This is a genomic window from Curvibacter sp. T50 (assembly GCF_057219955.1).
This window is the reverse complement of record NZ_JBXVVU010000001.1, coordinates 915,586-942,011: the sequence shown is the minus strand read 5'-3', so window position 1 is coordinate 942,011 and position 26,426 is coordinate 915,586. Positions and strand designations below refer to the sequence as shown.

Here is a 26,426-nt window from a genome sequence, read left to right as displayed (position 1 = left end):
GAAGCTTAGCTACTCACGGCTAATTGATGGCCGCAAGCGCCAGCGCCTAGATCCGACGCGAGTACATCAGGACGGAATCAGGTCATTCGGTCCGGTGTACTCGAACGAGAACTGGTCTGCCGTGCCGTTCGACGTTGCCACTGTGAGGCCGACGGCCGTCTGACTGAAGGAATAACGAACTCTGCCCAACTCTCGGTAGTCGCTGCTGTAGATCACGCCGGCCTTCGGCCCGGAGCCGGCGATGCGCAGGGGCATCCCGGGTGGTATCGGCACGCCACCGTTCCACTTAACCGGTCCGGTGTACGCCGTTGTGGTCCACGGTACTACGTTGCCTGCTCCGTGCGGAGCAGTGAACTCCTTCCACAGCGCGTGCGAGTTTTCGGTCGGCCAGGAGGGTATGACGCTCCAAGCCCGCACGGTGTCTGAGGCAAGCCAAGCCCGTAGGCCCCTGCCATCGTCAAAATTTGCGCTTGTCGAGACCACCGCGCTGATGGCGCCAAGCCTTGACGCGAAACCGGCCTTGATCAGCACTGCAGCCGGGATGGACAACGTTCCCGTCTCGACTGCAGCAACGGCGCTGCCGCTGCCCAAACTCGGCTGCAGGTCGACGTCCATGTCGAATGGATCCTCTACAGGCGCGTGGGCTTGCGCGCGAACCCGCACGGCTTCCATTGCCCACGGCAAGTTGTAGACGAATGCATGCTCGATGAGGGATATCGCCTCGTCAGCATCTTCATCCCCCAGCTCGGTGACCGGCGCGCCCCTCAGCCACCTATCCAAGAAATTTCGCCAATCGAGGGGCAACGATCTCGGCCTGAACGGGGTGATCTCGAAGGCAATCTCCGCGAAAGTGATGATCGCCTGCACGGCTTCATCGGTCTGTCCGCCGTCTATTGTTGTATTCGCCCTGAGCAGCAAGGACTCAAGCTCGTCGGCCTTTTCATCGAGCTTCTGCCCTGTCTCAAGGCCAACTCCGGCGAGAAAATAGCCGCGCCGTTGCGCCGCTGTGGAACTGGTCCATATCAGCTTGGCGCGGGCCTTCAAACCAGCGAGAAGCGCCTTTTGAACACCCTCGCTCTTTCGAGCAAGCCGGCGCATCAGCAGCGATGACGTCAGCACCTCATCGAGTTTTGACTCGAGCTCTTCATCGCTAACTTGTGCGTCCCCAAGCAAGCTGAATATGGCAGTGTCCAGGCTCATGAGATGACGCGGCCAATCGGCGGCTGCAGCCTCTGCCAACCTTGCACGTTCGCCAGGCACCGCCGCGAAACTCCAAGCACTTTGCCCCGCCACATATGTCACCAAGGTAGCGACGTCAGTAGTTCCGAGCTTCTTCGCCATGCGTACGAGTAACCAGGAAAGCAGACGCAGGATGCCGCTCTCCATCTCACGGCGTTTATCGCCGCGAATGAGCCCCTTCCATGCTTCTCGGCGCTTGTTATGCTCGTCGAACATCGGGTAGAGCACCAAACCTTCAATGTCGACATAGGCGCGGCCAGCCCGACCGACAACATTTCGGAACTCCGACTCGTCGATCGCCTCGCCATGCCTGAAATGCCCGTGAAAGATGAGGCTGGTGGCCGCCAGGTTGAGACCCTGGGCGAGGGTCGGTGACGACACCGTGAGCTTCAAAATCCCTTCTCTGAGCAAGTGCTCCACTTCCTTGCGGAACTGGGTGGGCAACTCGCCATGGTGGACCGCCACGCCCATGTGAAGGCACTTCAAAATGTCGTGATCCGGACCAAACCACTCGGCCCCGACGGCCAAAGCGGACGCGATAGCGGAGGCCGGAGGCGTAATGATCGGCGGGAGCAGTCCCCCGGTGCTTAGTTTGATGATGCGCTTGGCGAATGGCATGACCGACGCGCGGATCGGACAGAAGACCAGCACCGACTGACCATCTTCAATCAGACGCCACGCCGTGAAAATGCACAGGTCGGTCTGCGATCCGGGGACTATCGCCGCGTTTGCGCGATTGGATGTCCTCTTGCCGACGACAAACTTGGGAATGAACGGATGCTCGTCCCCCACCACCACGTTCAACTGCGCGACCTTGGACTCGGGGTTCCAGTCAACTTCACCAAATCGAAGCCGCGTTGGACGCCAACCGTTCTTGATGAGTCCATCGGGCCGGTCGGCGGTGAGCCAAGCGGTGAAGTCAGCGAGCTGGTCACCATCAGGCAGGATGGCGGAAAGGCAGACGATGCGCCGGGAAGCTGCGTCAGGTCTCCGAAGCAGCCGCTGAATCTGTGCTTCGTAGCGCACCTCCCGCTCGCCGAGCCCGATCATGTGGCCTTCGTCAAGGACCACCAACCCCACATCGTCCAAGAGCGTCGGGTCGCTCCGAAGGGCGAAATCGAGCTTTTCGGGCGTCGACACCACGATGTCGCGCGACTTGAGCGTGTCGACATCGCTACTGCTGGCACCGATGCTGCCATAGAGGCTTGAGACGCTTTTGCCGAGCGCGCCAAACGTGCGGCGCAGCGAGACCTCTGTTTGGGCAGACAGCGCACGCAAGGGCGTCACGAAAACGACTCGCTTGCCAGCCGCCAGACACGCGAGGATGCATAGCTCTGCGATGCGCGTCTTTCCCGCGCTTGTAGGCAGTGACAGCACAAGATTGGCGTCGTACTCCAGCACACGCTTCGCCGCTTCAATCTGAGACGGCCAGAGCTCAATCTCCGACCGACCTCGGCAGTGCAGCGAGCTGATGAACAGCTTGCGCAACGATACCCAATCGCCGATTGGTGCACCATCGGGACCGGACATGGGCAGGATCGCGTGAAAGCTGCTGGACCAAAGGCTGTCGACGATGTACAGCGCCAAGCGATGCACCCACCACTGGCCGACGAAGTTCATGTCCCCCGCAACGGCCAGGCCCTGTCTGAGACGCGCCTGCGCTTCGCCGATGAGTTGCTGTTCGCCCCGCTCCAGAGCGAGCAGCGTCTGCGACATCGCCGACATGAAGTTGCCCTCCAAGCCAAGCAAGAGGGCCTCAGCCACACCTTCGCCGTCTTCCAGGGCATCCCCCTGCCCGTCTACTCCGAAAAGGGGATCCAGCGCAGCAATGACGGTCTCGTCGGAACCGGCGCCGGACTCGAACCAGCCAGAGACCGCACGGTTCACCCCGGCAAGGTCGCGCAGCACCAGCTGTGCGAGGCATCTCTCAACGACAGACAGGTTGGCTTGCTCGAAATCCGATCTCAGGAGTGAGTAGGAGCGCGCAGAGAACCGCCCCAGGTGGTACGCGCAGCCTGCGACCAGGCGGTGGAAATCCCGCGTCTCATCCGGCGCCCCTCGGGCAACGACCGCCTCGATGGACTCCGCCGCAACCTCGAAAGCTTGTCGTGCAGTCGCGAAGTCGCCGTCCAGATCGAGATACCGCAAGCCATGGAGCAGCAGCGAGTATCCGAACGAGAGCAGGTCCTCCGACAGGAGCGGGCTGAAATCCGGCGCATCGATTGGCAGCTCGCCCGCGCGCCAAATCATGCCGCGCGCTTGCCCTCGTGCAAGTAGCTGTTGACGATAACCCGCCTCAACCGCTTCGCTTATATTGGAGCGCAGCTCCTCGAGTGTGGATGCCATCAAGCCCCCACGGCCGTGAAAACGGCTTTGATGAACTTCTGATGCTCGGCGACCCGCAGCCCGACATAGTGCTGGGTCGCTCCTCCTGTGTAGCCGCTCAAGTTGGCTTTTAGCAGCTTGGTGGTGTCGTTGCCGGTAAAGGCGAACAACATATGCGTGACGTCCGTTGGCTTTAACGACTTCTTCAGCAGTGCATCGTCGATAGCGTCACGCAGAGGTTTGTCAGCAGGGTCAAGCAGCCGGTCGGCGACGAATCCCATTGAATGGGGCGAAGGAAGCTCGCCAAAGCCGGAAAGCGCCTTGCGAGCGGTCGTCACGGTGGAAGCGGGCATGACCGCATTGCTCTTGGATTCCGCCTTGAGCACAGTGAGCTTTCCAGTAATGGGGTTCAGGTTGAAGCCCAGCATGTCGTCACCTCGCATCGACATGTTGCGGTGGTCCTTGAACTGTAGGCGTTTGATGCCCTGCGTAAACGGCGTCTTCTCACGGACGAAAGTTGTGCACAACACCTCGCCGAGATCGCCGGACTTGATCTGCGCACTCTCCGGCAGTCTGTTCTGAATTAACTCCGCAACTTCGTGCCGCTGCAGGCGAGCGAACATCTCGGCCAGGCGGCTCGGCGGCAAGAAATGATCAGGTATCACATCTGCCACGATGGCGACCGATGCATCAAACTTTGATGTATCCGCGGTCAGCATCGTGTGGCTGTGCGGCACTCCGCACCCAACGACGACCTCTGTGCACCATTCGGCGAAACGCGTCATGCGATATATCCTTCGACTATGGAATGCTCTCGCACCCGCGCGGCCAGCAATTCCGATCGCAGCGCGGATGGACTATGAGGGCGGGGCCCATGCCGCCGCGCACGTGGGGCTCAGGGAAACAACAGTAACTTACCAGATGTCCGGGTCTCCGGACTCAGCTTCGCAGTTTGGATGCAATGCCTATCAACATGTAGGCAGCTCGAAAGCCGCCCTTTGCCAACTTCAGTGCCTTGCCGAGAGTAGTCCTTAGATGGTGGAAGCTCGATGGCCAACGGCCTATAGCTGGCCTTTGCTATTCGCGGACATGCTCGGCGTTACGCAACAGCCTGCAATGAATTTTTCAATCACAATTTCATACAAAAATAGCCTGTTCCCAGCGTGGAATGGTCACTATCCGCTATCAAACTAGAACTGATGGGTTTGTTCTGAACACACGTCACAAACGCGGTTTCCGACGTCCTCAGCCCGCAAACTGTTCACCGGTATCGCCGATCCAGGCTGTACGCCGTCAGCCCCGGGCTAGCGGGGCTGGCCTCGCTGCAAGAATCGCCCGGGGGAGCCTTCTCGGGCCGTTCCCTCGCGACCACGGTCATGCGGGCAGCACGCCGTTCACCCGCTTCCAGCAGATCCGCCGGCAGCCCGGGATAGGCCTCCCCATCCGGCCGCCATTCATGCAGCGTGATGTCGTATTGCACGTCGTGGTCGACATGGCCCAGGGTCAGCGTCAGCGGGGCCTGGCTGCCCAGCACGGGATGCAGGCCGGAGCGGGGGGCAAAGCTGGCATAGCGCACGCCGAAGACCTTGAGGTCGCCCCGGTTTTCGCGCTCGGGGCGCAGCGGCAGGGTGACGCCGTCCACGGTGATGGCCCAGTCCTGCCAGTGGGCGGCATTCGGCGTGTCCACTGCGCCGGTTGATGGTGGCCGCCAGCGGATTTCGATGCGCGTGGTGCTGGCGTCGACGAAGCGGGAGCTGCCGCTTTGCTCGGGGCTGGCGGCGTCGCCCACCAGCGGCCAGAACTCCAGGCCGCGCCACAGCTCCAGCGTGCCACAGGGCAAGTCCACCTGGCCCAGAAAGCGGAACGCGTCGTGGCGCAGCACGGCCTGGATGGGTGCCTCCAGGCCAAGGCCGGCTGCGTCCAGCTCGGCCAGCACGGTGTCCAGATCGGCCTGCAGGTAGAACGGCAAGGCAAAGCGGTCGTGCAGCTCGCGCCCCCAGTCGATCAGCGGCAGCGCGTAGGGGCGCGTGGCCAGCAGGGCGATCACGGCGCGCAGCAGGCAGGCGATGGCCGTGGCGCGCTGCGGCGTGTGCTGCATGCGCAGGCCGCGAAATTCGACCAGGCCCAGGCGTCCACGGCCGGGCAGATAGGGGTTCCAGAGCTTTTCGATGTTGATCTCGGCGCGGTGGCTGTTGCCCACCGCGTCGCACAGGAACGACGCCAGGCTTTTCCACAGCAGTTCAGGCTCCGTGACCGTTCCGCGCTCCAGCAGCGCCAGGGCCAGCACCAGGTCGTCGAAGGCACCGGTGCCGCGCTCATCCGCCCGGACGGACTGGCCGCTGCCGCCGACAAAATCGTGCGCGAACAGGTAGCTCAGCGCCGGGTGCCGGTTGAAAAAGCGCACCAGCCGAGGCAGCAGCTGCAGGTGGGTGACGAAGGGGCTGGCCTCGGGCGTCGGGCCGCCGAAGGTGATCTGGCCGGCGCCGCCGGAGTCGGCCACCTGCCCGTTGAAATACAGCCGATAGGGCGACAACCCGTGCGCCGCAGCGGCGGCATAGACCTGCTGGCTGCGCCAGAAAAACTCGGCACAGGTGCGGCTGGGGGCGGAGTTGATTTCAATGACGGCCGGGTCGGGCGTGACGGTGGTGAGCTCCAGCGTGGCGTCCACCGGCGGGCTGGCGCCGGCGATCACCAGCGCGCCCAATCCGCAGGCCCGCGCTCCGTGTGCGATGCAGGGCAGTACGGCGAGCAGCGTGTCGACGCGGGCGATCTCGGGCAGGTCGATGGCGGCGCAGGCGGGTGGGGCGGGGTGGGCGGCGGCGGGCTGGGTTTGCGCGCCGGGCGCTCCATCGGCGGCTGCAGCGGCGGCGTCATCGGCGGCGGCGATGCTGGCCGGCGTGGCGGCGTCGGTTTCGCCGTGCTGCGGGCGGGCCGGGTCGGCATGGGGGCGCACGGCAAAGCGCAGCGGCTCTGCGGCGGTGTCACAGCGGGTGGTGACCGTCCAGGCCGGTGCGCCGCCCGCGCCGTCTTCGGCCTCGGCCGCTTCAGTGCATTCGGTGGCCCACGGCTGGCGGGCGAAGGCGTCGGCCAGGGCGTGGGCGAAGGCGGCGATGTCCGGTGGCCCGGCGGCAAGCGGTTCGGTCGCCAGCAGCGGGTCCGGCGGGCCGTTCCACAGCGGCTCGCCGTCGCGCCGCCGCAGCAGGCCCAGGTTCCAGCGGGGCGCTTTTTCACCGGGATACAGCCGCCCGACGCTGCGCAACACCAGCGCGCCCGGCATCAGCCGGCTCAGGGTGGCGGTCAGGGCGCGGGCGCGGGGCTCTTTGTCGTCGCCCAGCGCGGCGTGCAGCCAGGCCGGCGTCTGGGCCAGCCGGTCGGTGAAGGTGGGCTCGGACCCCACCCACAGCGGCAGGCCCAGCGCCGCCACCTGCGCGTCGTGGCGCTGAACGGCCTGTTCGAACGAGGCGTCGGTCTCCATTCGTGGGTGACTCCGGAATTGCCGAGCCTTGCATCACTTGATGTCAGTCAAGTTTCAGCGGCGGCTGTGGGCCCCAACGTGATGCAAGTTGCGCGCCAGCGAGCCGATGAGCTGCCCGCCCTGCGTGGTTTGACCAAGTCTTGTGAAACGATTGACGGTGCTCCCAAAATGGGAGATACTGAGCCCGATGAGGGTGATCGCGAAGAGCAGTCTGAAGAAGTTCTGGGACCAACCCGGGTGCGGTGATGCGCGCGGCCCGCTGCACAGTTGGTACGGCGAAGCCATCAAGGCGACTTGGCGGTCTCCCCAGGATGTCAAGGACCAGTACGCCAGCGCCAGCATCTGCGGCAACAACCGCGTGGTGTTCAACATTGGCGGCAACAAGTACCGGCTGGTGGTGGAAATGCAATACCGGGCGGGCATCGCCTGGGTGAAGTTTGTCGGCACCCATGCCCAATACGACCGCATCGATGTGGAGAACGTGAATGACTATTAAGCCGATTCGAAACGACGACGACCTGAAGGCGGTGTTCCGCCGGCTGGAGTCCATCTTCCAGGCCGAGGAACAGACCCCGGAGGCGGACGAGCGCGACGTGCTCGTGACACTGGTCGAAGCCTATGAGAACAAGCACTACGACTTTGGCCCCGCCGACCCCGTGGAGGCCATCAAGTTCCGGATGGAGCAACAGGGCCTGTCGGCGCGGGACCTCGAGCCCTTCATCGGCCCGAGTGGCCGGGTGTCCGAAGTGCTCAATCGCAAGCGGCGCCTGAGCCTGCGCATGGTCAAGAACCTGCATGACGCGCTGAACATTCCCTACGAGAGCCTTCTGGCCGACGTCCGATGAGCGGCTCAGTCTGAACGCCAGCGCGAATCGTGCCCCTTTGCTTGCGCCCGCAGTTACTGTCGTGGTCCGGGGCGATGGTCAAATTGGAAAAGGCCTCGCTGCCGGGGCCCGGGAGCGTGCGTACCAATTTCTTACGTGCAACCCTCTACGTGAGATTGCGCATGGAGGGCGCGGATTTTCTCCCTACGATAGTGCGCTGTAAGTAAACAGAAAGGCTGTCGATGATGTGGCGTTCTTGGGTGTTGTCTGGGTTTGCGCTGTTGGCGGGCATCGGTTCGGGCGGGGCGGCGGCCCAGGGGCGGTTTCAGCCACTGCCGGACGGCGACGAGATTCGCGATGCGCGCTCCGGTCTGGTCTGGCGCCGCTGCGCCGAGGGCATGACCTGGAAGGCGGGTCGCTGTGACGGCAAAGCGTTGACGGTGCCGCATCCGTCGGCAGTCTCCCGCGCGGCCGACGAGGCGGCGCGCTCCGGCAAAGCCTGGCGTCTGCCGACCATGAAAGAGCTGTCGGCGATTGCGTCGGTCGCCGAAGCAGACCCGACCAGCGGGGTCGCGGCCATTGACGCGACGGCCTTTCCGGGCACCCCGGCCCTGCGGTTCTGGACCTCCAGCTCGGCCGGCCCGCACTATTTCATGTACGTGGGTTTCAAGGACGCGGATGTCGGCGAGAACACCCGCACGCTTCCGGCGGCCATGCGGCTGGTGCGCAGCCCCAACTGAGGGCGTTCACCGGGGGCGCGGTCAGGCGCCGCCGCGCCGGATCACCGCCTGGGCCTGCTGCGCCACCGCATCGTCGGCCAGGCAGCTGATCGCGGCCACCAGCCGGGCGGGTGCGCCCTGCCGGCGCAGGTGGGCCGCCAGCCGTTCAATGACGTGGCCGCGACGGTCTGCGGGCTGGTCCAGCAGCGCCAGCAGCGTGCGCGCCATCGCGGGCTCGTCACAGGCGGCGCGCAGCAGATCCACAAAGCCGTCCACGTCGGCAACGCTGCGCGGAGCGGGCGGTTCGGGCAAATCAGGCATTTTTTTGGTGGGTACCCAGCGTGGAATGGTCATCAGATGCTATCAAAGCGGATGCGAACGGCCAGTGAACGCGGGGCCAGCAAGCCCGCCCGCCCGGCCCGGTTTATCCTTGCGCCCATGAAGCTCTACAACTACTTCCGTTCCTCCGCGTCCTTCCGGGTGCGCATTGCGTTGCAGCTCAAGGGCCTGGCCTATGAGTACGTTCCGGTTCACCTGGCGCAGGGCGAGCATCTGCGCGAGGCCTTCGCTGCGGTGTCCGCCGATCAGCTCGTGCCTTTGCTGGAGCTGCCCGACGGCACGCGGCTGTCGCAGTCGATGGCCATCATCGAATATCTGGACGAGGCCCATGGTGGAGTGCGCCTGGTGCCCGCCGATCCGGTGGCGCGGGCGCGCGTGCGGGCGCTGGCGCAGTCCATCGCCTGCGAGATCCATCCGCTGAACAACTTGCGGGTACTCAAATACCTCAGCAAGGAGCTGGGCGTGAGCGAGGATGTCAAGAACACCTGGTACCGGCATTGGGTGCGCACCGGGCTGGAGGCGTTCGAGCGGCAGCTGGCCCAGGGGCCGGCGGGTGCGTTCTGCCACGGCGACAGCCCGACCCTGGCGGACTGCTGCCTGGTGCCCCAGATCTTCAACGCCCGGCGCTTTGACACACCCCTCGACGGCCTGCCACGCACCATGGCCGCGTTCGACGCCTGCATGGCGCTGGAGGCGTTCCAGAAGGCGCAACCGTCGGCCTGTCCGGACGCGCAGGGCTGAGCGGGTAGTGCCGCACCCCGACTGGATCATTCCCGACTGGCCGGCGCCGGCGCACGTGCGGGCGCTGTGCACCACGCGCTGCGGCGGTGTGTCGGCCGCGCCCTATGCCAGCATGAACCTGGGCGACCATGTCGGCGATGATCCTGCGGCCGTTGCGGGTAACCGTGCGCTGCTGCAGTCGGCGCTGGGGGTGCGTCCGGTTTTCCTGTCGCAGGTGCATGGGGTGGATGTGGTGATGTTGCAGCCGGACACCGCCGACGGCACCCGCGCCGACGCGGCGGTGGCCGACCGGCCGGGGCTGGCCTGCACGGTCATGGTGGCCGACTGCCTGCCGGTGCTGATGACCGACCGGCAGGGCAGGGCGGTGGCGGCGGCCCATGCCGGCTGGCGCGGGCTGGCCGGAGCCGGGGGTGCCACCGGTGCAGGCGTTCTGGAGGCGGTTTTCAAGCAATTTTGTGCCATACCCAGCGTAAAAGCGTCACTTGATGCTCCTGAAAAAGTAGCTGCCGAGCTGCTGGTCTGGCTGGGGCCCTGTATCGGGCCGGAGCGCTTTGAGGTGGGCGCGGAGGTTCGCGACGCCTTTGTCCGGGGCCATGCCGCTGCCGAAGCGGCGTTTCAGCCCGGCGGCGGCGGGCGCTTCCTGGCCAGCTTGCCGGCGCTGGCGCGCCTGCGCCTGCAGGCCCTGGGGATTGGGTCCATCGGGGGCAATGACGGCTCAGCGGCCTGGTGCACCGTCGGTGAGTCGGAGCGCTTCTTCTCGCACCGGCGCGACAGCGCCCGCCTGGGCGGCAGCGGGCGCTTCGCCGCCTGCATCTGGCTCAGCGGCCGCGGCGGCGGCTGAGGCGGCCTGGGCCTCGTCCAGCTCCCGCTGGCGCAGGGCGCGTTTGCGGTGCGGGGTGTTCAGGATGTAGAGCACCAGCGCGGTCGGCGCCAGCCCGTACAGCACAAAAGTGATCACCGCGCCCAGCACGGAACCGTTGGAATGGGTGGCTTCGGCCACCGCCATCATCAGGGCGACATAGAGCCAGCCGATTGCGACGAGATACATGGTTGCAGGCAAAATCGGTGTTGTCAGGCACCAGAAGGTTTCTGAAGTAAAACTAGGGTTTACACCAAGGTTGAACCATACCCAAGGAGACAGCGTGAATTTCAAGCCCGAAGATATCTGGAAACAGGCAACCGCGCCGCTTGGCCAGCAGTTTGGCGACACCTGGGGTAAGGTCTTCGAGGCCTTTCAGCAGATGGATGTCGGCGGTCTGCCGGCGCCGCAGGTGAACATGCCGCAGGTGAGCATTGCGCCCGAGAAGCTGCAGGAAATCCAGCAAACCTACCTGCAGGAAATGACCGAGCTGTGGAACCAGAGCCTGTCGGGCTCGGTGGTGCCGAAAGACCGGCGATTTTCCGGTGATGCCTGGGCGAAAAACCCGGTTTCGGCGTTTTCTGCGGCCACCTATCTGCTCAACGCCCGCACGCTGATGCGTCTGGCCGAGGCCGTGCAGTCCGATGGCAAGACCCAGAACCGCATCCGGTTCGCGGTCGAACAGTGGCTGGCTGCGGCAGCGCCCAGCAACTTCCTGGCGATGAATGCCGACGCGCAGAAAAAGGCCATCGAGAGCAAGGGCGAAACCATTGCCAAGGGCATGCAGAACCTGCTGGGTGACCTGCGGCAGGGCCATGTGTCCATGACCGACGAAAGCCTGTTCGAAGTGGGGCGCAATGTGGCCACCACCGAAGGCGCCGTGGTGTTCGAAAACGAGTATTTCCAGCTGATCGAATACACGCCGCTGACCGCCAAGGTCTACGAGCGGCCGTTCCTGCTGATTCCGCCGTGCATCAACAAGTTCTACATTCTTGACCTGCAGCCGGAGAACTCCTTCATCCGCAACGCGGTCGCGCTCGGTCACCGCACCTTTGTTGTCAGCTGGCGCAACCCCGACCAGTCGATGGCCCACAAGACCTGGGACGACTACATCGAAAACGCCGCGATCAAGGCCATCAAGACGGTTCAGGACATCACTGGCGCGCCCAAGATCAACGCCCTGGGATTCTGTGTCGGCGGAACCATCCTGAGCAATGCGCTGGCCGTGCTGGCCGCGCGGGGCGACGAGGCGGTGGCCAGCGCCACCTTCCTGACAACACTGATCGACTTCACCGATACCGGCATCCTGGACATTTTCATTGACGAAAATTTCGTCAAGTTCCGCGAGTTGCAGATGGGCAAGGGCGGCCTGCTCAAGGGTCAGGACCTCGCCTCCACCTTCAGTTTCCTGCGTCCGAACGATCTGGTCTGGAACTACGTGGTGGGCAACTACCTCAAGGGCGAGACTCCCCCGCCGTTCGACCTGCTGTACTGGAACAGTGACAGCACCAACCTGCCCGGCCCGTTCTACGCCTGGTACCTGCGCAACACCTATCTGGAAAACAACCTGATCAAGCCGGGCAAGTGCACCGTTTGCGGGGAAAAAATCGATCTGACCCGGATCGATATTCCGGTCTACATCTATGGCTCGCGCGAAGACCATATCGTTCCGATCGGCGGCGCCTATGGCACCACCCAGGTCCTGCCCGGCAAGAAGCGCTTCGTCATGGGCGCGTCCGGCCATATCGCCGGCGTGATCAACCCGCCGGCTGCCAAGAAGCGCAGCCATTGGCTGCGGGAAGACGGACAGTTCCCCGCCGATGTCAATGAGTGGATCGCCGGCGCCACCGAACTGCCCGGCAGCTGGTGGACCGACTGGGGCAACTGGCTCAAGAAAAACGCCGGCAAACAGGTCGCGGCGCCGAAAACCTATGGCAAGGCGCCAAAATACAAGGCGACCGAGTCGGCACCCGGCCGGTACGTCAAGGCGAAAGCCTGATCGGGGCCGGCCCGGCCCTGCCTTTCGCACCTGCATTCAAGGAGAACACGCATGCAAGATATCGTCATCGTCTCGGCTGCACGCACGGCCGTTGGCAAGTTTGGTGGCTCGCTGGCCAAGGTTTCGGCGGCGGAACTGGGCAGCATCGTCATTCGCGAGGCGCTGGCCCGTGCCAATGTCGGCCTGGACCAGGTCGGCGAAGTCATCATGGGCCAGGTGCTGGCGGCGGGTGCGGGCCAGAACCCCGCCCGCCAGGCCCTGATGAAGGCCGGCATTGCCAAGGAAACCCCGGCGCTGACCATCAACGCCGTCTGCGGTTCGGGCCTGAAGGCCGTGATGCTGGCGGCCCAGGCCGTGGCCTGGGGCGACAGCGAGATCGTGGTGGCCGGTGGCCAGGAAAACATGAGCGCCAGCCCGCACGTGCTGCTGAACTCGCGCGATGGCCAGCGCATGGGCGACTGGAAGATGGTCGACTCCATGATTGTTGACGGCCTGTGGGACGTCTACAACCAGTACCACATGGGCATCACCGCCGAGAACGTCGCCAAGGCCCATGGCATCACCCGCGACATGCAGGACGCCCTGGCCCTGGGCAGCCAGCAAAAGGCGTCCGCTGCGCAGGATGCGGGCAAGTTCAAGGACGAAATCGTTCCGGTCAGCATTCCGCAGCGCAAGGGTGACCCGGTCGTTTTCGCCACAGACGAATTCATCAACAAGAAGACCAGTGCGGAAGCCCTGGCCGGTCTGCGCCCCGCCTTCGACAAGGCCGGGTCGGTGACCGCCGGCAACGCCTCGGGCATCAACGACGGCGCGGCTGCCGTGGTGGTGATGAGCGCGAAGAAGGCCGCCGCGCTGGGCCTCAAGCCCCTGGCGCGCATTGCCGCTTTCGGCACCAGCGGTCTGGACCCCGCCACCATGGGCATGGGCCCGGTGCCGGCGTCGCAGAAGGCGCTGGCCCGCGCCGGCTGGAACGCGTCGGACGTGGATCTGTTCGAGCTCAACGAAGCCTTTGCCGCACAGGCCTGCGCGGTCAACAAGGCGCTGGACATCGATCCGGCCAAGGTCAACGTGAACGGCGGCGCCATTGCCATCGGTCACCCCATTGGCGCGTCGGGTTGCCGCATCCTGGTCACCCTGCTGCACGAGATGCAGCGCCGGGATGCCAGAAAGGGGCTGGCAGCCTTGTGCATCGGCGGCGGCATGGGGGTTTCCCTCGCGCTGGAGCGCTGATTTCGGGTTTCAATCGGGGGGTCGGGTCTCGAACGGATCGGACGACCCTTCATTTCAACGGCCCTAGAGGCCAACACAGAGGAGCATTTCCATGAGTCAGAAAGTTGCCTACGTCACCGGTGGCATGGGTGGTATCGGTACCGCCATTTGCCAGCGTTTGCACAAGGACGGTTTCAAAGTCATCGCCGGTTGCGGCCCGACCCGCGATTTCCAGAAGTGGCTGGACGAGCAAAAGGCCGAGGGCTACACCTTCTACGCCAGCGTCGGCAACGTGGCCGACTGGGATTCCACCGTCGAAGCCTTCGCCAAGACCAAGGCCGAGCATGGCGTCATTGACGTGCTGGTGAACAACGCCGGCATCACCCGCGACCGCATGTTCCTGAAGATGTCCAAGGACGACTGGGACGCGGTCATGAGCACCAACCTGAATTCCATGTTCAACGTGACCAAGCAGGTCGTGGCGGACATGGTGGAAAAGGGCTGGGGCCGCATCGTCAACATCTCGTCGGTGAACGGTGAAAAAGGCCAGGCCGGCCAGACCAACTATTCGGCGGCCAAGGCCGGCATGCACGGTTTCTCCATGGCTCTGGCCCAGGAACTGGCCAACAAGGGTGTGACGGTCAACACCGTCAGCCCGGGCTACATCGGCACCGACATGGTCAACGCCATCCGTCCGGACGTGCTGGAAAAAATCGTGGCCACCGTGCCGGTCAAGCGTCTGGGCAAGCCCAGCGAAATCGCCTCCATCATCGCCTGGCTGGCCAGCGAAGAAGGTGGCTACGCCACCGGCGCCGACTTCTCGGTCAACGGCGGCCTGCACATGGGCTGATCGCCCCGTCCGGGGTCTTGCCCCCGGCCCGAAACGGCCCCGCCTGCGGGGCCTTTTTTTTTGCCCGCAGCGGCTTGGGTCACAATGGCCGCATGGAGACTGTGACCTACCATGCCGGCACCACCCCACTGGTGCTGGACTCGCCGCACAGCGGCGTCGACTACCCGGACGACTTCGGCCACGCCTGCGACCTGGCGACGCTGCGCCGCGCGGAAGACACCCACGTCGAAAAGCTCTACGACTTTGCCCCGGCCCTGGGCGTGGCCTGGATCGAAGCGCATTTCCCGCGCAGCTACCTGGACGCCAACCGCGACACCACGGAGATCGACACCGGCCTGCTCGACGCCCCCTGGCCGCATCCGGTGGCGAGCGACCCGGCGGTGCTGTCCAAGGTGCGGCTGGGCAAAGGCCTGATCTGGCGCTGCACCGACGACGGTGTGCCGCTGTACCAGCGCCAGCTGTCCGTGGCGGAGATCGAGCAGCGCATCGCGCGCTGCTGGCAGCCGTATCACGCGGCCGTGGCGCAGGCCATCGACGCCGCCCACGCGCGCCATGGCTACAGCCTGCACATCAACTGCCACTCGATGCCGGCGGTGGCGTCCAGCCATGCGACCGATTTCCCCGGGCTGGTACATGCCGACTTTGTCATCGGCAACCGCGACGGCCAGACGGCCAGCCCGGCGCTGATCGCGTGGATGGGCGACTGGCTGCGTGAGCAGGGCTATTCGGTGGCGCTGAACCATCCCTACAAAGGCGTGGAGCTGGTGCGGCGGTATGGCGAACCGGCCCGGCACCGCCACAGCGTGCAGCTGGAAATCAACCGCCGCCTCTACATGGACGAGGCGACGCTGGCGGTGCACGACGGTTTTGTGCCGCTCCAGGCCACCTTGTCGGGCCTGGTGACCCGTCTGCTGGCGCTCGATCCGCGCACCCTCTGAACCCGGAACCGCCATGCTGACTTATTTCCCGTCGGCGCAGGCGCTGCACGCGCCAGAAACCGAATTCTTCCGCGGCGAACGCGTGCCCTGCTTCGAATCGCCCGCGCGCGCCGGCTTTGTGCGGGAGGCGCTGCTGGCCCGCGGCCTGGCGCTGCACGAGCCGGACACCGACAGCCGCCCCGTGCTGGCCCAGGTGCACGATGCCCGCTACCTGCAGTTTCTGCAGACGGCCTGGGACCAGTGGCTGGCGCTGGAGCCCGGCAACGCCACCCGCCAGCCGTTTCCGTCGGTCTGGCCGGTGCGCACGCTGCGCAGCGATGTCGAGCCGCTGAACTTCACGGCGCGCCTCGGCCTGTATTCGATGGACAACGGCAGCCCGTTGTGCGCCGGCACCTGGGCGGCTGCCAAGGCCGCTGCCGATGCGGCCGCCAGCGCGGCGGCCCGGCTGGCCGAGGGGGTGAGGGCGGTGTTTTGCGCCACCCGCCCACCCGGGCACCATGCCGGCGCCGACTTCATGGGCGGCTACTGCTTCCTGAACAACGCCGCCGTGGCCGCGCAGGCCTTGCGCAACGGCGGCTGCGGCCGGGTGGCGGTGCTGGACGTGGACTACCACCACGGCAACGGCACCCAGAGCCTCTTCTACCACCGGGACGACGTGCTGTTTGTCAGCATCCATGGCGACCCGCGCACCGAATATCCGTTCTACCTGGGCCATGCCGACGAAAGCGGGCAGGGGGCGGGCGAGGGTTTCAACCTGAACCTGCCGCTGCCGGCCGGCAGTGACGTGGCGCGCTGGTTCGACGCACTGGAGCAGGCCTGCGCCCGCATTGACCGGCACCGGGCCGACGCGCTGGTGGTGTCGCTGGGGCTGGACACCTACGCGGGGGACCCGATTTCGACCTTTGCGCTGCAGGCAAACGACTTTTCACGCCTGGGCCAGCGCCTGGCGCGGCTGGGTCTGCCCACGGTGCTGGTGCTGGAGGGCGGCTACGCGGCGGCCGACCTCGGCCTGAACGCGGTTCGCGTGATCGAAGCCTTCGACGCCGCCTGAGGAGAGGATTCCCCGATGGACCAGATCGAGACGGTGGTGGTGGGTGCCGGGGTGGTCGGCCTGGCCGTGGCGCGCGCCTTGGCGCTGGCGGGGCACGAAGTGCTGGTGATGGAGGCGGCCGACGCCATCGGCACCGGCACCAGCTCGCGCAACAGCGAGGTGATCCACGCCGGCCTGTATTACGAACCGGGCTCGCTCAAGGCCCGGCTGTGTGTGCGCGGGCGCGAACTGCTCTACCGCTACTGCGCCGAACGCGGCGTGCCGCACCAGCGCTGCGGCAAGCTGATTGTGGCCACCAGCGATGCGCAGGCGGGCGAGCTGCAACGGATTGCCGCGCGGGCGGCGGCGAACGGCGTGCACGATCTGGCGCCGCTGACCGGCGCGGATGCCCGGGCACTGGAGCCGGCGCTGGCCTGTGTGGCGGCGCTGCATTCGCCGTCCACGGGCATTGTGGACAGCCACGCGCTGATGCTGGCCCTGCTGGGCGACCTGGAGAACGCGGGCGGACTGCTGGCGCTGCTTTCACCGCTGAAATCGGCCCTACCCATCGTGGAAAGGTCGCATGATGCTCTTGTTCTGGTAGCGAATGACGGCACGGAGATCGCGGCGCGAACGGTGGTCAACGCCGCCGGTCTGCAGGCGCCGGCGCTGGCGCGGCGGTTTCAGGGTCTGGACGTCCGCCATGTTCCGACGGCCTTTTACGCCAAGGGCAACTATTTCACCCTGGCGGGCCGGGCGCCGTTTTCCCACCTGATCTACCCGGTGCCCGAGGCGGCCGGCCTGGGCGTGCACCTGACGCTGGACCTGGGCGGGCAGGCCAAGTTCGGCCCGGACGTGCAATGGGTGGACGGGCCGGACGACCTGGAGGTGGACGCCGCGCGGGGGGACGCGTTCTACGCCGAGGTGCGCCGCTACTGGCCGGCGCTGCCCGACGGGGCCCTGCAGCCCGGGTACGCCGGCATCCGGCCCAAAATCAGTGGCCCGGGCGAGGCGGCGGCGGACTTTGTCATCCAGGGCCCGGCCGTGCATGGTGTGCCGGGTCTGGTGAACCTGTTTGGCATCGAATCGCCCGGTCTGACCAGTTGCCTGGCCATCGGCGAAGCGGTGGTGGCGCTGCTGCACGCGCACTGAGCGGGCCCCGGGATCAGCCGGGGCGGCGCAGCGGGCTGCGGGTGGCGAGCTCGTCCAGGTAGTGGCGCACCCCGTCGCGCTCGCGGTCCAGAAAGCGGTCCACCGCGTCGGCAAAGCCCGGATGCGCCAGCCAGTGGGCGCTGGAGGCCTGCACCGGCAGCAGCGCGCGCGCCATCTTGTGCTCGCCCTGGGCGCCGCCCTCGAAGCGGGCCACACCGTGGGCGATGCACCAGTCGATCGGCTGGTAGTAGCAGGCCTCGAAGTGCAGGCAGTCCACCCGCTCCAGTGCACCCCAGTAGCGGCCGTAGGCCACGGCGGGCGGGTGGTCCGGGACGGTTTTGGAGTCTTTTTGGCCGTTACCCAGCGTCAAATGGTCTTGTATTGCTATCAAACTGGAAGCAATCGGCTGCCCGTCGCGCTCGGCCACAAACAGCAGCCAGGCCTGCGGCAGCTCGCGCGCCATGCGGGCGAAGAAATCCGGCGTCAGGTAGGGCGGGTTGCCGTGTTCGCGGTAGGTGCGTTCGTAGCAGCGGTAGAAAAAATCCCAGTCGGCGGGGCGGATGTCCGTGCCGCGCGCCCAGCGAAAGGTCACACCGGCTTCGGCAACCTTGCGGCGCTCCTGCCGGATCTTCTTGCGCTTGTCCTGCGTCAGGCTGGCCAGAAAAGCGTCGAAATCCGGCCAGTTGGCGTTGAACCAGTGAAACTGCACCGTGTCGCGGCGCATCAGGCCGGCGGTTTCGCAGGCGGCCAGGTCGTCATCGGCGGCAAACAGCAGGTGCAGCGACGACAGCTTCAGCCGTTGGCCCTCCGCCAGTAGCGCCTGCAGCAGCGCGGCCCGGGCCTGCGGGCTGTCGGCCAGCAGCCGGCTGCCGGGCACCGGCGTGAACGGCACCGCGACCACGCCTTTGGGGTAGTAATCCAGGCCGTGCCGCGCGTAGGCCTCGGCCCAGGCCCAGTCGAACACGTATTCCCCGTAGGAGTGATCCTTGACGTACAGCGGGCAGGCCGCCGCCAGCTGCCCGCCGCGCCAGAGCGTGATCCAGCGCAGGGTCCACCCGCTGGCCGGAGTTGCGCTGCCGCTGGTGTGCAGGGCGGCCAGACAGGCATGGCGCATGAACGGGGTGGGGTGGGTCTGCCGGGCCAGCAAGGCGTCCCAGGCCGCCGCATCGACCTGCGCCGGCTGGTCGCAAACCCGGATGACATAATCGTCCGAACCCATTTTCTGCATGCCCATGACTCTCCCGATCTGCGTCGCCCAGCTCAATTTTGTGGTCGGCGACATGGCTGGCAACGCCCGGCGCATCGTCGAAGCGGCCCGTCAGGCCCATGCCGACGGCGCCCGCCTGCTGCTGACCCCCGAACTGTCCATCTGCGGCTATGCGGCCGAAGACCTGTTTTTGCGGCCCTCGTTCATCGCCGCCTGTGATGATGCCGTCAAAACGGTGGCCCGCGAGCTGGCGGGGTTGCCCGACCTGACGGTGGTGGTGGGCCACCCCACCGGCGGCGGGCACCGCTCGCGCAGTGTGGCGGTGCAACAGCGCTTCAACAGCGCCAGTGTGCTGCGCGGCGGCGAGGTGATCGCCACCTATGCCAAACGTGAGCTGCCCAACTACCAGGTGTTTGACGAGCGCCGCTATTTCGCGCCCGGCACGGCGCCCTGTGTGTTCGAGGTCGCGGGCGTGCGTGTGGGCCTGCTGATCTGCGAAGACGCCTGGTTTGAAGCGCCGGCCCGTGAAACGCGCGCCGCCGGCGCCGAGCTGCTGGCGGTCATCAACGCGTCGCCGTTTCATGTGGGCAAGGGCTACGAGCGCGAGGCCATGATGCGCGAGCGCGTGCGCGACGTCGGGCTGCCCATGGTCTATGCCCACCTGGTGGGTGGCCAGGACGAGGTGGTGTTCGAAGGCCACTCGTTTGCATTGAACGCCGACGGCTCGCTGGCCGGCCGGGCGCCGAGTTTTGAAGAAAAACTGTTCGTATCCAGCGTGGAACGGTCATTGTCTGCTCTCGAAATCAAAGCAGATGTTGTACCGGAACGCAGTGCCGACGCCGATCTGTGGGACGCGCTGGTGCTGGGTGTGCGCGACTACATCGGCAAGAACGGTTTCCCGGGCGCCCTCATCGGTCTGTCGGGCGGCATCGACTCGGCGCTGGTGCTGGCGGTTGCGGTGGATGCGCTGGGCAAGGATCGGGTGCGCACCGTGATGATGCCCTCGCCCTACACCGCCGACATCAGCTGGATCGATGCCCGCGAGATGGCCAACCGCCTCGGTGTCCGGCACGACGAAATCTCGATCGCCCCGGAATTCGACGCGTTTCGCGGCTCGCTCGGGCCGCTGTTCGAGGGCCGTCCGGAGGACACCACCGAAGAAAACATCCAGGCCCGCATCCGCGGCACGTTGCTGATGGCGCTGTCCAACAAGTTCGGCGCCATCGTGCTGACCACCGGCAACAAGAGCGAGATGGCCACCGGGTACTGCACGCTCTACGGCGACATGGCCGGCGGCTTTGCCGTCATCAAGGACGTGGCCAAGACCGTGGTGTTCCGACTGGCCCGCTGGCGCAATGCCCATGACCCGTACGGCACCGGCGCCAATCCCATTCCCGAGCGCATCATCACCCGGCCCCCGAGCGCCGAACTGCGCCCGGACCAGAAAGACCAGGACAGCCTGCCGCCCTATGAGGTGCTGGACGCGATCATCGAGCGCTACATGGAAAACGACGAAGGCATCGCCGAACTGATCGCTGCCGGCTTCGACCGGGCTGACGTGGAGAAAGTCACCCGCCTGATCAAGATCAACGAATACAAACGCCGGCAGGCTGCGGTGGGCATCCGGATCACGCACCGCAGCTTCGGCAAGGATTGGCGTTATCCTATAACCAGCAAGTTCCGGGCTTGAATGGGCCCGGTTTTCCATCTTTCAGCAGGACATCACTTCATGAAACAGATCACCGCCGTCATCAAACCCTTCAAGCTGGAAGAAGTGCGTGAAGCCCTGGCCGAATGCGGCGTCACCGGCCTGACGGTGACCGAAGTCAAGGGTTTCGGCCGTCAGAAAGGCCACACCGAGCTGTACCGCGGCGCCGAGTACGTGGTGGATTTCCTGCCCAAGGTCAAGGTCGAGGTGGTGGTCAAGGACGAGGATGTCGACCGCTGCGTCGACGCCATCGTCAGTGCCGCCCGCACCGGCAAGATCGGGGACGGCAAGATTTTTGTCACCACCGTTGAACGGGTGGTGCGCATTCGTACCGGCGAAGAAAACGACACGGCCGTCTGAGGCGGGCCCTGTCGGGGCGCGGTCAGATGGCGTCCAGGTGTGCAGCGGCGGAAAAGCCGGCCGCTTGCACCAGCGCCGGCAAAAGCCGGTCGGCTGCGGAGTCAACGCGGATCAGGTCCATCTGCCAGTCTGCGAGGAATCCGTGGGTGACGGTTGATTCCAGAAACCGCACCAGGCCGTCGTAGTACCCGCCGGTGTTGAGCAGTCCCACCGGCTTGTCGTGGTAGCCAAGCTGGCGCCAGGTCCAGACCTCGAAGAATTCCTCGAAGGTGCCTATGCCCCCGGGCAACGCCATAAAGGCATCGGCGCGCTCGGCCATCAGGCGTTTGCGTTCGTGCATGGTCTCGACGACAAGCAGCTCCTGGCAGCCCTTGTGGGCCAACTCGCGGTCGACCAGGGCCTGCGGAATGATGCCGACCACCGTGCCCCCAGCCGCCAGCGCAGAATCGGCGACGATTCCCATCAGGCCGCTGCGCCCGCCGCCGTAGACCAGCTGGCCCCCGCGCGAGCCGATCCAGTGACCGACCTCGCGGGCGACTTCGGCATAACGGGCGTCGTTGCCTGGCCGGGAACCGCAGTACACACACACAGAGAACTGAATCGTTTTCATGGAAAGAAGCGGTGAAAAATGGCCGCCGACCAGACACCCCCCGCGAGAACCAGGCTGAGCAAGACGGCCGCGCTGCCCATGTCTTTGGCGCGCTTGGACAGGTCATGCCACTCGGTTCCGATACGGTCGATCGCGGTTTCGATCCCGGTATTGAGCAGCTCGACGATCATCACCAGGAGCACCGAACCGGCCAGCAGGGCCGTCTCCACCCAGGATTGCCCGATCCAGAGGGCTGCTGGCAGCATCAGCAGCGCGGCGATGGCCTCCTGGCGGAATGCCGTTTCCTGCCAGCCGGCTTGCAGTCCCTGCAGCGAGTACCCGGTGGCGTGCCAGATGCGATGCAGACCACGGCGGGCTTTTTGGGGGTTGACGGGATCGGGTGCCTCGGGCATGACGTTGGACTTCACGGTTTGTTCGGTGGTCACCGACCGGTGGTTGCTGTGGCGGAGCGCGTTTCGACACTGATCAGCCGCGTTCCCGCCCAGACATCGTGCAGATATTGCCGCTGCGGATGAAAACGGCTCAGCAGGGCATAGACCAGCACCCAGCCGACGGTCAGCAGGACGACTTCCCCGGCTGGCAGGGAAAAAGGCGCCACGGCAGCCAACGGTGGCAGGAGCCAGACCCAGGAGAGCACGTAGCGCAGCAAGGCGCGTCCCTGGCGGACTGGCCGCCCCGTCCGATCGACGAGGCGGATATGCCAGGTCTTCATGGCCAGCGTCTGCCCCTTGGACCAGAACCAGGTGAAATAGATGCCGAACACCACAAACAGGAAAGCCTGCAGGGGATGCCGGTTGTCCAGCGCATGACGGGTCTGGCTGAGTGTCCCGAACAGATAACCGGCGATGAAGACGACACCAAACATCAGCATGCCTTCATACAGCCAGCAGGCCAGGCGCCGTCGCAGGCTCGGCGCAACAAGTTCGGACAAGGCGGGTTCCGGAGTGGCGGATGACAGGGATGCGGACATGGTTGCGGGCGCTCGGTTGCAGGCGCGGCAGGCGCGCCCGTCACGGATTACCGAGTTTGCGCGCGCGCAGACGAAGCCGCCTTACGGGGCAGGAGTGTATGCGGATCAACCTGTGGTGTCGGAATAACGACCGTCGGAGGATTGAGGTTGTGGGTCGTTTGAGGGGGCACGGGCGCCAGCTTGCCTGATGCGACCGGTCGGGGCGCCGTCGCAACACTGCGGGGTGAAAGTCGGCTCGCGGCCAAGCGTCGCTTTTCCTCTTCACTCAGGGCCTGGTAGGCCTCCCAGCTGGCACGGCGATCATCGGGCGAAAGCCTGCGTGTTTCGCCGAAAGTCAGTCGTGCCTGCGCACGCTGCTGGGGTGTCAGCGCCGCCCATTCGCGCATCCGCCCCTGCAGGATTGACTGTTCGGATGCGGGCATCGCTGAAAAATTGCGGGTCAAGGCCAGCCATTTGTTCCGATGGCCGTCGGTCAATCCGGCCCATGAGGCCCTCAACGGGGCCAAAGCGGACTTCTGTTCGGGCGTCAACTGGTCCCAGGCAGCGCGGCTGCTGTGCGTTGCCGAACCTGCGCCGACCGCCGACTTGCTGCCATTCGCCATTGTCGTTGTGCTTGTTCGTGTGTCCACCTGGGCATGTGCCGCGATCGCTGCCAGCGAGAAGGTGGTCACGCAGCCAATGCGAAGCCCGACACGCATGGTCGTTCGAAGACCGGCAAGGATAAGCGTGGCGTTCAAGGCTGCTGGTGCGATCCGGTCACCGGCGTCAGGCTGGCAATCTTGAGATACTGGGCAAAGCCGGCATCCGTATAGGCAGCCGGGGGCAAATCGTCAACCAGCAATGCCGCATCAACATCAGCCAACTCTTGCGCACGATCATCCCCCTGGTACTGGGCAATCCCCGCCAGGCCGATCACCAGAGCGACGATGGGCAGTGCGGATGCCAGACGGCTCCAGAGGTTCAAACCTTCGGTGTCGAAACCGAGTGTGGCGCCACCGCCAGAGACCTGGATCGCCGGGGCGCTTTGGACCCGGGCGATCTTTCGGTGCGAGACGGCACGAACACGCGCCGCGCGAAGTCGCTCGGTGATGTCATGGGGCAGCGTGTCGGTGCTGTCGGTCAGCCGCGCCGCCACCCGACGGCCATAGCGATCCTGCAGGCAATCGGTCTGGTTTGGGGAAATGGTTGTCATGGCTTGATTCCTTTGGCCTGGAGGGCTTTCCCCAAGGCCTGAACTGCACGCGAGCAATGTGTCTTCACGCTGCCCTCCGAGCAGCCCATCGCTGCAGCGGTCTCGGCAACGTCCAGCTCATCCCAATAACGCAACAGGAAGGCTTCTCGTTGACGTGCCGGCAATGCCTGCACTTCCTTTTCGATTTCGATCAGTACCTGGCGTCGCCGGACGTGGTCCTCGGCACTTTCCGTAGCGGTAGAGCCCTCAGGGCCGGAAAAAGTTTCCAGAATGTCGAAGTCACCGTCGTCATCGGCAGATTCGAAGTCGCTGGCGTTCGAGAACAATGCCTGGCGCGTTTTCTGACGACGAAACCAGTCGAGCGTGGTGTTGGACAGAATGCGCTGGAACAACAGCGGCAGTTCCTCTGGCGGCTTGTCGCCGTAGTGCTCAGCCAGTTTCATCATGCTGTCCTGCACGATGTCGAGCGCAGCTTCGTCGTCCCGCACATGGTAGAGCGAACGCTTGAATGCCTTTCTCTCGACGCCCCTGAGGAAGTCGGAGAGTTCTTTTTCTGTGGCCAAGGAGGTCTCGGTTGTGGGGCTCTTCTCGGGGCTCAAGCCCCCATTTTTTGAAGGAATTATGGCATTTGCACGAGCGATCTGCGGCCGGATTTCGCCATTCCGTGTTGCAGTGCGATAATGCGAGCTGCATCATCAAGAAGCAAACGGATCCTGATCCGGCGGTGCGAGCTGCACGCCCATGGTCTTGGTCCAAAGTCCCGACGCTGCTCCACAAGAGTTCCGCCGAGGGGCACCCAAGGTTTTTCGTCAGAGAAATTCGCAAAGGTTGAACAAAATGGAAATCACAAAAGCAGAAATGGCCTCGGCCGCAGCGGCGTCGGGCAGCAACGGCGTGCAGGATTTGCGCGGCGCGGAAATCCTCGTCAAGGCTCTGCAGGCTGAAGGCGTGAAGTACATCTGGGGATATCCCGGAGGGGCCGTACTTCACATTTACGACGCGTTCTACAAGCAGGACACGATCCAGCATGTGCTGGTGCGTCATGAACAGGCTGCGGTGCACGCGGCTGATGGGTACGCCCGCGCAACCGGCGAAGTCGGTGTAGCGTTGGTGACGTCCGGGCCGGGTGTGACCAACGCCGTGACCGGAATTGCCACCGCCTACATGGACAGCATTCCGATGGTCATCGTGACAGGGCAGGTTCCCACAGCCGCCATCGGGCTGGATGCGTTTCAGGAATGCGACACGGTGGGAATAACCCGCCCAGTGGTCAAGCACAATTTCCTGGTCAAGGATGTTCGTGACCTGGCGATGGTCATGAAAAAGGCCTTTCATATTGCCCGCAGCGGCCGGCCCGGCCCAGTCGTTGTCGATATTCCGAAGGACGTATCTTTCAACAAGACGGCGTATTCCGGTTATCCGTCCAGCATTGAGATGCGCTCTTACAACCCGGTACGGAAGGGTCACGGCGGACAGATTCGCAAGGCTTTGCAGCTGCTGTTGTCGGCTAAGCGGCCCTACATCTACACCGGTGGCGGCGTGCTGATGGCCAACGCCTCGAACGAGTTGCGCGCATTGGTCGATATGCTGGGCTATCCCTGCACAAATACGCTCATGGGCCTGGGGGCCTATCCGGCGACCGATCCAAAGTTCCTTGGCATGCTGGGTATGCATGGCACGATAGAAGCCAACAATGCAATGCAGCACTGTGATGTGCTGCTGGCCGTCGGCGCCCGTTTCGATGATCGAGTGATCGGAAATCCGAAGCATTTCGCCCAGAACGAACGCAAAATCATTCACATTGATATCGACCCTTCGAGCATTTCCAAACGGGTCAAAGTCGATATTCCGATTGTGGGCGATGTACGCGATGTTCTGACCGAATTGCTGGCCATGATTCGCGAAAGCGGCCTGAAGCCGGATGCTCAGGCTCTCGCAAGCTGGTGGGAGTCGATTGACGGATGGCGCAAGCGGGACTGCCTCAGTTATGACCGTTCAAGCCGCGATGTCATCAAGCCGCAGCGGGTCATCGAGACTCTTTGGAACATGACCCGCGATGCCGATGCCTACATCACGTCTGACGTTGGTCAGCACCAGATGTGGGCCGCCCAGTATTACAAGTTCAATGAACCGCGTCGCTGGATCAATTCGGGCGGCTTGGGCACGATGGGCGTTGGCATTCCTTACGCGATGGGCATCAAGCTGGCCAAACCCGACAGCGAGGTCTACTGTGTGACAGGGGAAGGTTCGGTGCAGATGTGCATCCAGGAGCTTTCCACTTGCCTGCAATACAACACGCCGATCAAGATCGTGGCGCTCAACAACCGCTACCTTGGCATGGTGAGGCAGTGGCAGGAGCTCGACTACGAGGGCCGCTACAGCCACAGCTACATGGATGCGCTGCCCAATTTTGTGAAGCTTGCTGAGGCCTACGGCCACGTGGGTATGCTGATCGAGCGTCCACAGGATGTCGAAGCGGCGTTGCATGAGGCGCGCAAGCTCAAGGACCGCACGGTGTTCATGGACTTTCGCACCGACCCCACCGAAAACGTCTTCCCCATGGTCAAGGCGGGCAAGGGCATCACCGAAATGCTGTTGGGTTCGGAAGACCTTTAAGCGCCAAGCTTTTTCTCCCTTCCGGTGGCCGCTGTTGCCGCCGGCCTTTTTGACGAATCTATTT

25 protein-coding genes and 1 pseudogene are annotated in these 26,426 nt (G+C 64.7%); 14 read left to right on the top strand and 12 right to left on the bottom strand.

What is annotated here, in order from left to right:
* Positions 1 to 66 precede the first annotated feature (66 nt).
* The 3 genes from AC2EBU_RS04460 to AC2EBU_RS04450 form a co-directional block, all read right to left on the bottom strand.
* Positions 67 to 3,585, bottom strand: coding sequence for a DEAD/DEAH box helicase (locus tag AC2EBU_RS04460; RefSeq protein WP_484609162.1), 3,519 nt, complete (start codon positions 3,583 to 3,585; stop codon positions 67 to 69).
* On the bottom strand, positions 3,585 to 4,349 hold the full coding sequence (locus AC2EBU_RS04455) for a Hachiman antiphage defense system protein HamA (protein WP_484609161.1): 765 nt from the start codon (positions 4,347 to 4,349) through the stop codon (positions 3,585 to 3,587). Before AC2EBU_RS04455 ends, AC2EBU_RS04460 begins: the two co-directional genes overlap by 1 nt.
* 476 nt (positions 4,350 to 4,825) lie before the next feature.
* On the bottom strand, positions 4,826 to 7,039 hold the full coding sequence (locus AC2EBU_RS04450) for a transglutaminase family protein (protein ID WP_484609160.1): 2,214 nt from the start codon (positions 7,037 to 7,039) through the stop codon (positions 4,826 to 4,828).
* 187 nt (positions 7,040 to 7,226) lie between these two features.
* Here AC2EBU_RS04450 and AC2EBU_RS04445 point away from each other — a divergent pair, with 187 nt between their 5' ends.
* The 3 genes from AC2EBU_RS04445 (at position 7,227) to AC2EBU_RS04435 (ending at position 8,603) form a co-directional block, all read left to right on the top strand.
* A complete protein-coding gene (locus AC2EBU_RS04445) occupies positions 7,227 to 7,535 on the top strand; it encodes a type II toxin-antitoxin system HigB family toxin (protein ID WP_484609159.1) in 309 nt (102 codons plus the stop codon).
* Positions 7,525 to 7,884, top strand: a complete 360-nt coding sequence (locus AC2EBU_RS04440; protein WP_484609158.1) for a helix-turn-helix domain-containing protein — start codon at positions 7,525 to 7,527, stop codon at positions 7,882 to 7,884. The genes AC2EBU_RS04445 and AC2EBU_RS04440 overlap by 11 nt, the downstream gene beginning before the upstream one ends.
* Positions 7,885 to 8,105: 221 nt before the next feature.
* Positions 8,106 to 8,603 carry an Lcl C-terminal domain-containing protein gene (locus AC2EBU_RS04435; protein WP_484609157.1) on the top strand — a complete coding sequence of 166 codons (498 nt, stop codon included), beginning with the start codon at positions 8,106 to 8,108 and terminating at the stop codon, positions 8,601 to 8,603.
* 21 nt (positions 8,604 to 8,624) lie between these two features.
* On the opposite strand, the gene AC2EBU_RS04430 is transcribed toward AC2EBU_RS04435, so the two are convergent.
* Positions 8,625 to 8,903 (bottom strand): hypothetical protein, encoded by a 279-nt coding sequence (locus AC2EBU_RS04430; protein WP_484609156.1) that lies wholly within the window; start codon positions 8,901 to 8,903, stop codon positions 8,625 to 8,627.
* Positions 8,904 to 9,020: 117 nt separating this feature from the next.
* Between AC2EBU_RS04430 and maiA the strand changes: the two genes are divergently transcribed.
* Both maiA and pgeF read left to right on the top strand, forming a co-directional pair.
* Positions 9,021 to 9,662 carry a maleylacetoacetate isomerase gene (gene maiA / locus AC2EBU_RS04425; RefSeq protein WP_484609155.1) on the top strand — a complete coding sequence of 214 codons (642 nt, stop codon included), beginning with the start codon at positions 9,021 to 9,023 and terminating at the stop codon, positions 9,660 to 9,662.
* A gap of 7 nt (positions 9,663 to 9,669) precedes the next feature.
* A pseudogene (gene pgeF / locus AC2EBU_RS04420) lies at positions 9,670 to 10,485 on the top strand (peptidoglycan editing factor PgeF); the annotation flags it as partial.
* Here pgeF and AC2EBU_RS04415 read toward each other — a convergent pair.
* On the bottom strand, positions 10,378 to 10,710 hold the full coding sequence (locus AC2EBU_RS04415) for a hypothetical protein (RefSeq protein WP_484609154.1): 333 nt from the start codon (positions 10,708 to 10,710) through the stop codon (positions 10,378 to 10,380). The pseudogene pgeF and the gene AC2EBU_RS04415 sit on opposite strands and share 108 nt — an antisense overlap.
* A 94-nt stretch (positions 10,711 to 10,804) precedes the next feature.
* On the opposite strand from AC2EBU_RS04415, the gene AC2EBU_RS04410 reads away from it, so the two are divergent.
* The 6 genes from AC2EBU_RS04410 (at position 10,805) to AC2EBU_RS04385 (ending at position 17,699) form a co-directional block, all read left to right on the top strand.
* Positions 10,805 to 12,520 carry a PHA/PHB synthase family protein gene (locus AC2EBU_RS04410; protein ID WP_484609153.1) on the top strand — a complete coding sequence of 572 codons (1,716 nt, stop codon included), beginning with the start codon at positions 10,805 to 10,807 and terminating at the stop codon, positions 12,518 to 12,520.
* A 51-nt stretch (positions 12,521 to 12,571) separates the two neighbouring features.
* Positions 12,572 to 13,750 (top strand): acetyl-CoA C-acetyltransferase, encoded by a 1,179-nt coding sequence (locus tag AC2EBU_RS04405; RefSeq protein WP_484609152.1) that lies wholly within the window; start codon positions 12,572 to 12,574, stop codon positions 13,748 to 13,750.
* A 91-nt stretch (positions 13,751 to 13,841) separates the two neighbouring features.
* Entirely contained in the window at positions 13,842 to 14,579 is a 738-nt protein-coding gene (phbB, locus tag AC2EBU_RS04400) for an acetoacetyl-CoA reductase (RefSeq protein WP_484609151.1), read from the top strand.
* Between the two features lie 92 nt (positions 14,580 to 14,671).
* A complete protein-coding gene (locus AC2EBU_RS04395) occupies positions 14,672 to 15,517 on the top strand; it encodes an N-formylglutamate amidohydrolase (RefSeq protein WP_484609150.1) in 846 nt (281 codons plus the stop codon).
* A 13-nt stretch (positions 15,518 to 15,530) separates the two neighbouring features.
* A complete protein-coding gene (locus AC2EBU_RS04390; protein WP_484609149.1) occupies positions 15,531 to 16,568 on the top strand; it encodes a histone deacetylase family protein in 1,038 nt (345 codons plus the stop codon).
* Positions 16,569 to 16,583: 15 nt separating this feature from the next.
* Positions 16,584 to 17,699: an NAD(P)/FAD-dependent oxidoreductase gene (locus AC2EBU_RS04385; RefSeq protein WP_484609148.1), complete on the top strand. Its 1,116-nt coding sequence runs from the start codon at positions 16,584 to 16,586 to the stop codon at positions 17,697 to 17,699.
* A gap of 13 nt (positions 17,700 to 17,712) precedes the next feature.
* Here the strand turns inward: AC2EBU_RS04385 and AC2EBU_RS04380 are convergent, their stop codons facing one another.
* Complete coding sequence (locus AC2EBU_RS04380; RefSeq protein WP_484609147.1) at positions 17,713 to 18,933, bottom strand: GNAT family N-acetyltransferase; 1,221 nt, start codon at positions 18,931 to 18,933, stop codon at positions 17,713 to 17,715.
* Between AC2EBU_RS04380 and AC2EBU_RS04375 the strand changes: the two genes are divergently transcribed.
* Together AC2EBU_RS04375 and AC2EBU_RS04370 are read left to right on the top strand one after the other, a co-directional pair.
* Entirely contained in the window at positions 18,932 to 20,596 is a 1,665-nt protein-coding gene (locus AC2EBU_RS04375; RefSeq protein ID WP_484610119.1) for an NAD+ synthase, read from the top strand. The two genes, AC2EBU_RS04380 and AC2EBU_RS04375, sit on opposite strands and share 2 nt — an antisense overlap.
* Positions 20,597 to 20,635: 39 nt before the next feature.
* Entirely contained in the window at positions 20,636 to 20,974 is a 339-nt protein-coding gene (locus AC2EBU_RS04370) for a P-II family nitrogen regulator (protein ID WP_484609146.1), read from the top strand.
* Positions 20,975 to 20,996: 22 nt separating this feature from the next.
* Here the strand turns inward: AC2EBU_RS04370 and AC2EBU_RS04365 are convergent, their stop codons facing one another.
* The 6 genes from AC2EBU_RS04365 to AC2EBU_RS04340 all read right to left on the bottom strand — a co-directional run bounded on the left by AC2EBU_RS04365 (position 20,997) and on the right by AC2EBU_RS04340 (position 24,309).
* A complete protein-coding gene (locus AC2EBU_RS04365) occupies positions 20,997 to 21,584 on the bottom strand; it encodes an LOG family protein (RefSeq protein ID WP_484609145.1) in 588 nt (195 codons plus the stop codon).
* Positions 21,581 to 21,976 carry a diacylglycerol kinase gene (locus tag AC2EBU_RS04360; RefSeq protein WP_484610118.1) on the bottom strand — a complete coding sequence of 132 codons (396 nt, stop codon included), beginning with the start codon at positions 21,974 to 21,976 and terminating at the stop codon, positions 21,581 to 21,583. Before AC2EBU_RS04360 ends, AC2EBU_RS04365 begins: the two co-directional genes overlap by 4 nt.
* Positions 21,977 to 22,005: 29 nt before the next feature.
* Complete coding sequence (locus tag AC2EBU_RS04355; RefSeq protein WP_484609144.1) at positions 22,006 to 22,554, bottom strand: RDD family protein; 549 nt, start codon at positions 22,552 to 22,554, stop codon at positions 22,006 to 22,008.
* A 47-nt stretch (positions 22,555 to 22,601) separates the two neighbouring features.
* Positions 22,602 to 23,225, bottom strand: coding sequence for a DUF3106 domain-containing protein (locus tag AC2EBU_RS04350; protein WP_484609143.1), 624 nt, complete (start codon positions 23,223 to 23,225; stop codon positions 22,602 to 22,604).
* 62 nt (positions 23,226 to 23,287) lie between these two features.
* Complete coding sequence (locus AC2EBU_RS04345; protein WP_484609142.1) at positions 23,288 to 23,746, bottom strand: DUF3619 family protein; 459 nt, start codon at positions 23,744 to 23,746, stop codon at positions 23,288 to 23,290.
* Positions 23,743 to 24,309, bottom strand: a complete 567-nt coding sequence (locus tag AC2EBU_RS04340; protein ID WP_484610117.1) for an RNA polymerase sigma factor — start codon at positions 24,307 to 24,309, stop codon at positions 23,743 to 23,745. Before AC2EBU_RS04340 ends, AC2EBU_RS04345 begins: the two co-directional genes overlap by 4 nt.
* Positions 24,310 to 24,583: 274 nt before the next feature.
* Here AC2EBU_RS04340 and AC2EBU_RS04335 point away from each other — a divergent pair, with 274 nt between their 5' ends.
* Positions 24,584 to 26,362, top strand: coding sequence for an acetolactate synthase 3 catalytic subunit (locus AC2EBU_RS04335; RefSeq protein WP_484609141.1), 1,779 nt, complete (start codon positions 24,584 to 24,586; stop codon positions 26,360 to 26,362).
* Positions 26,363 to 26,426: the final 64 nt, after the last annotated feature.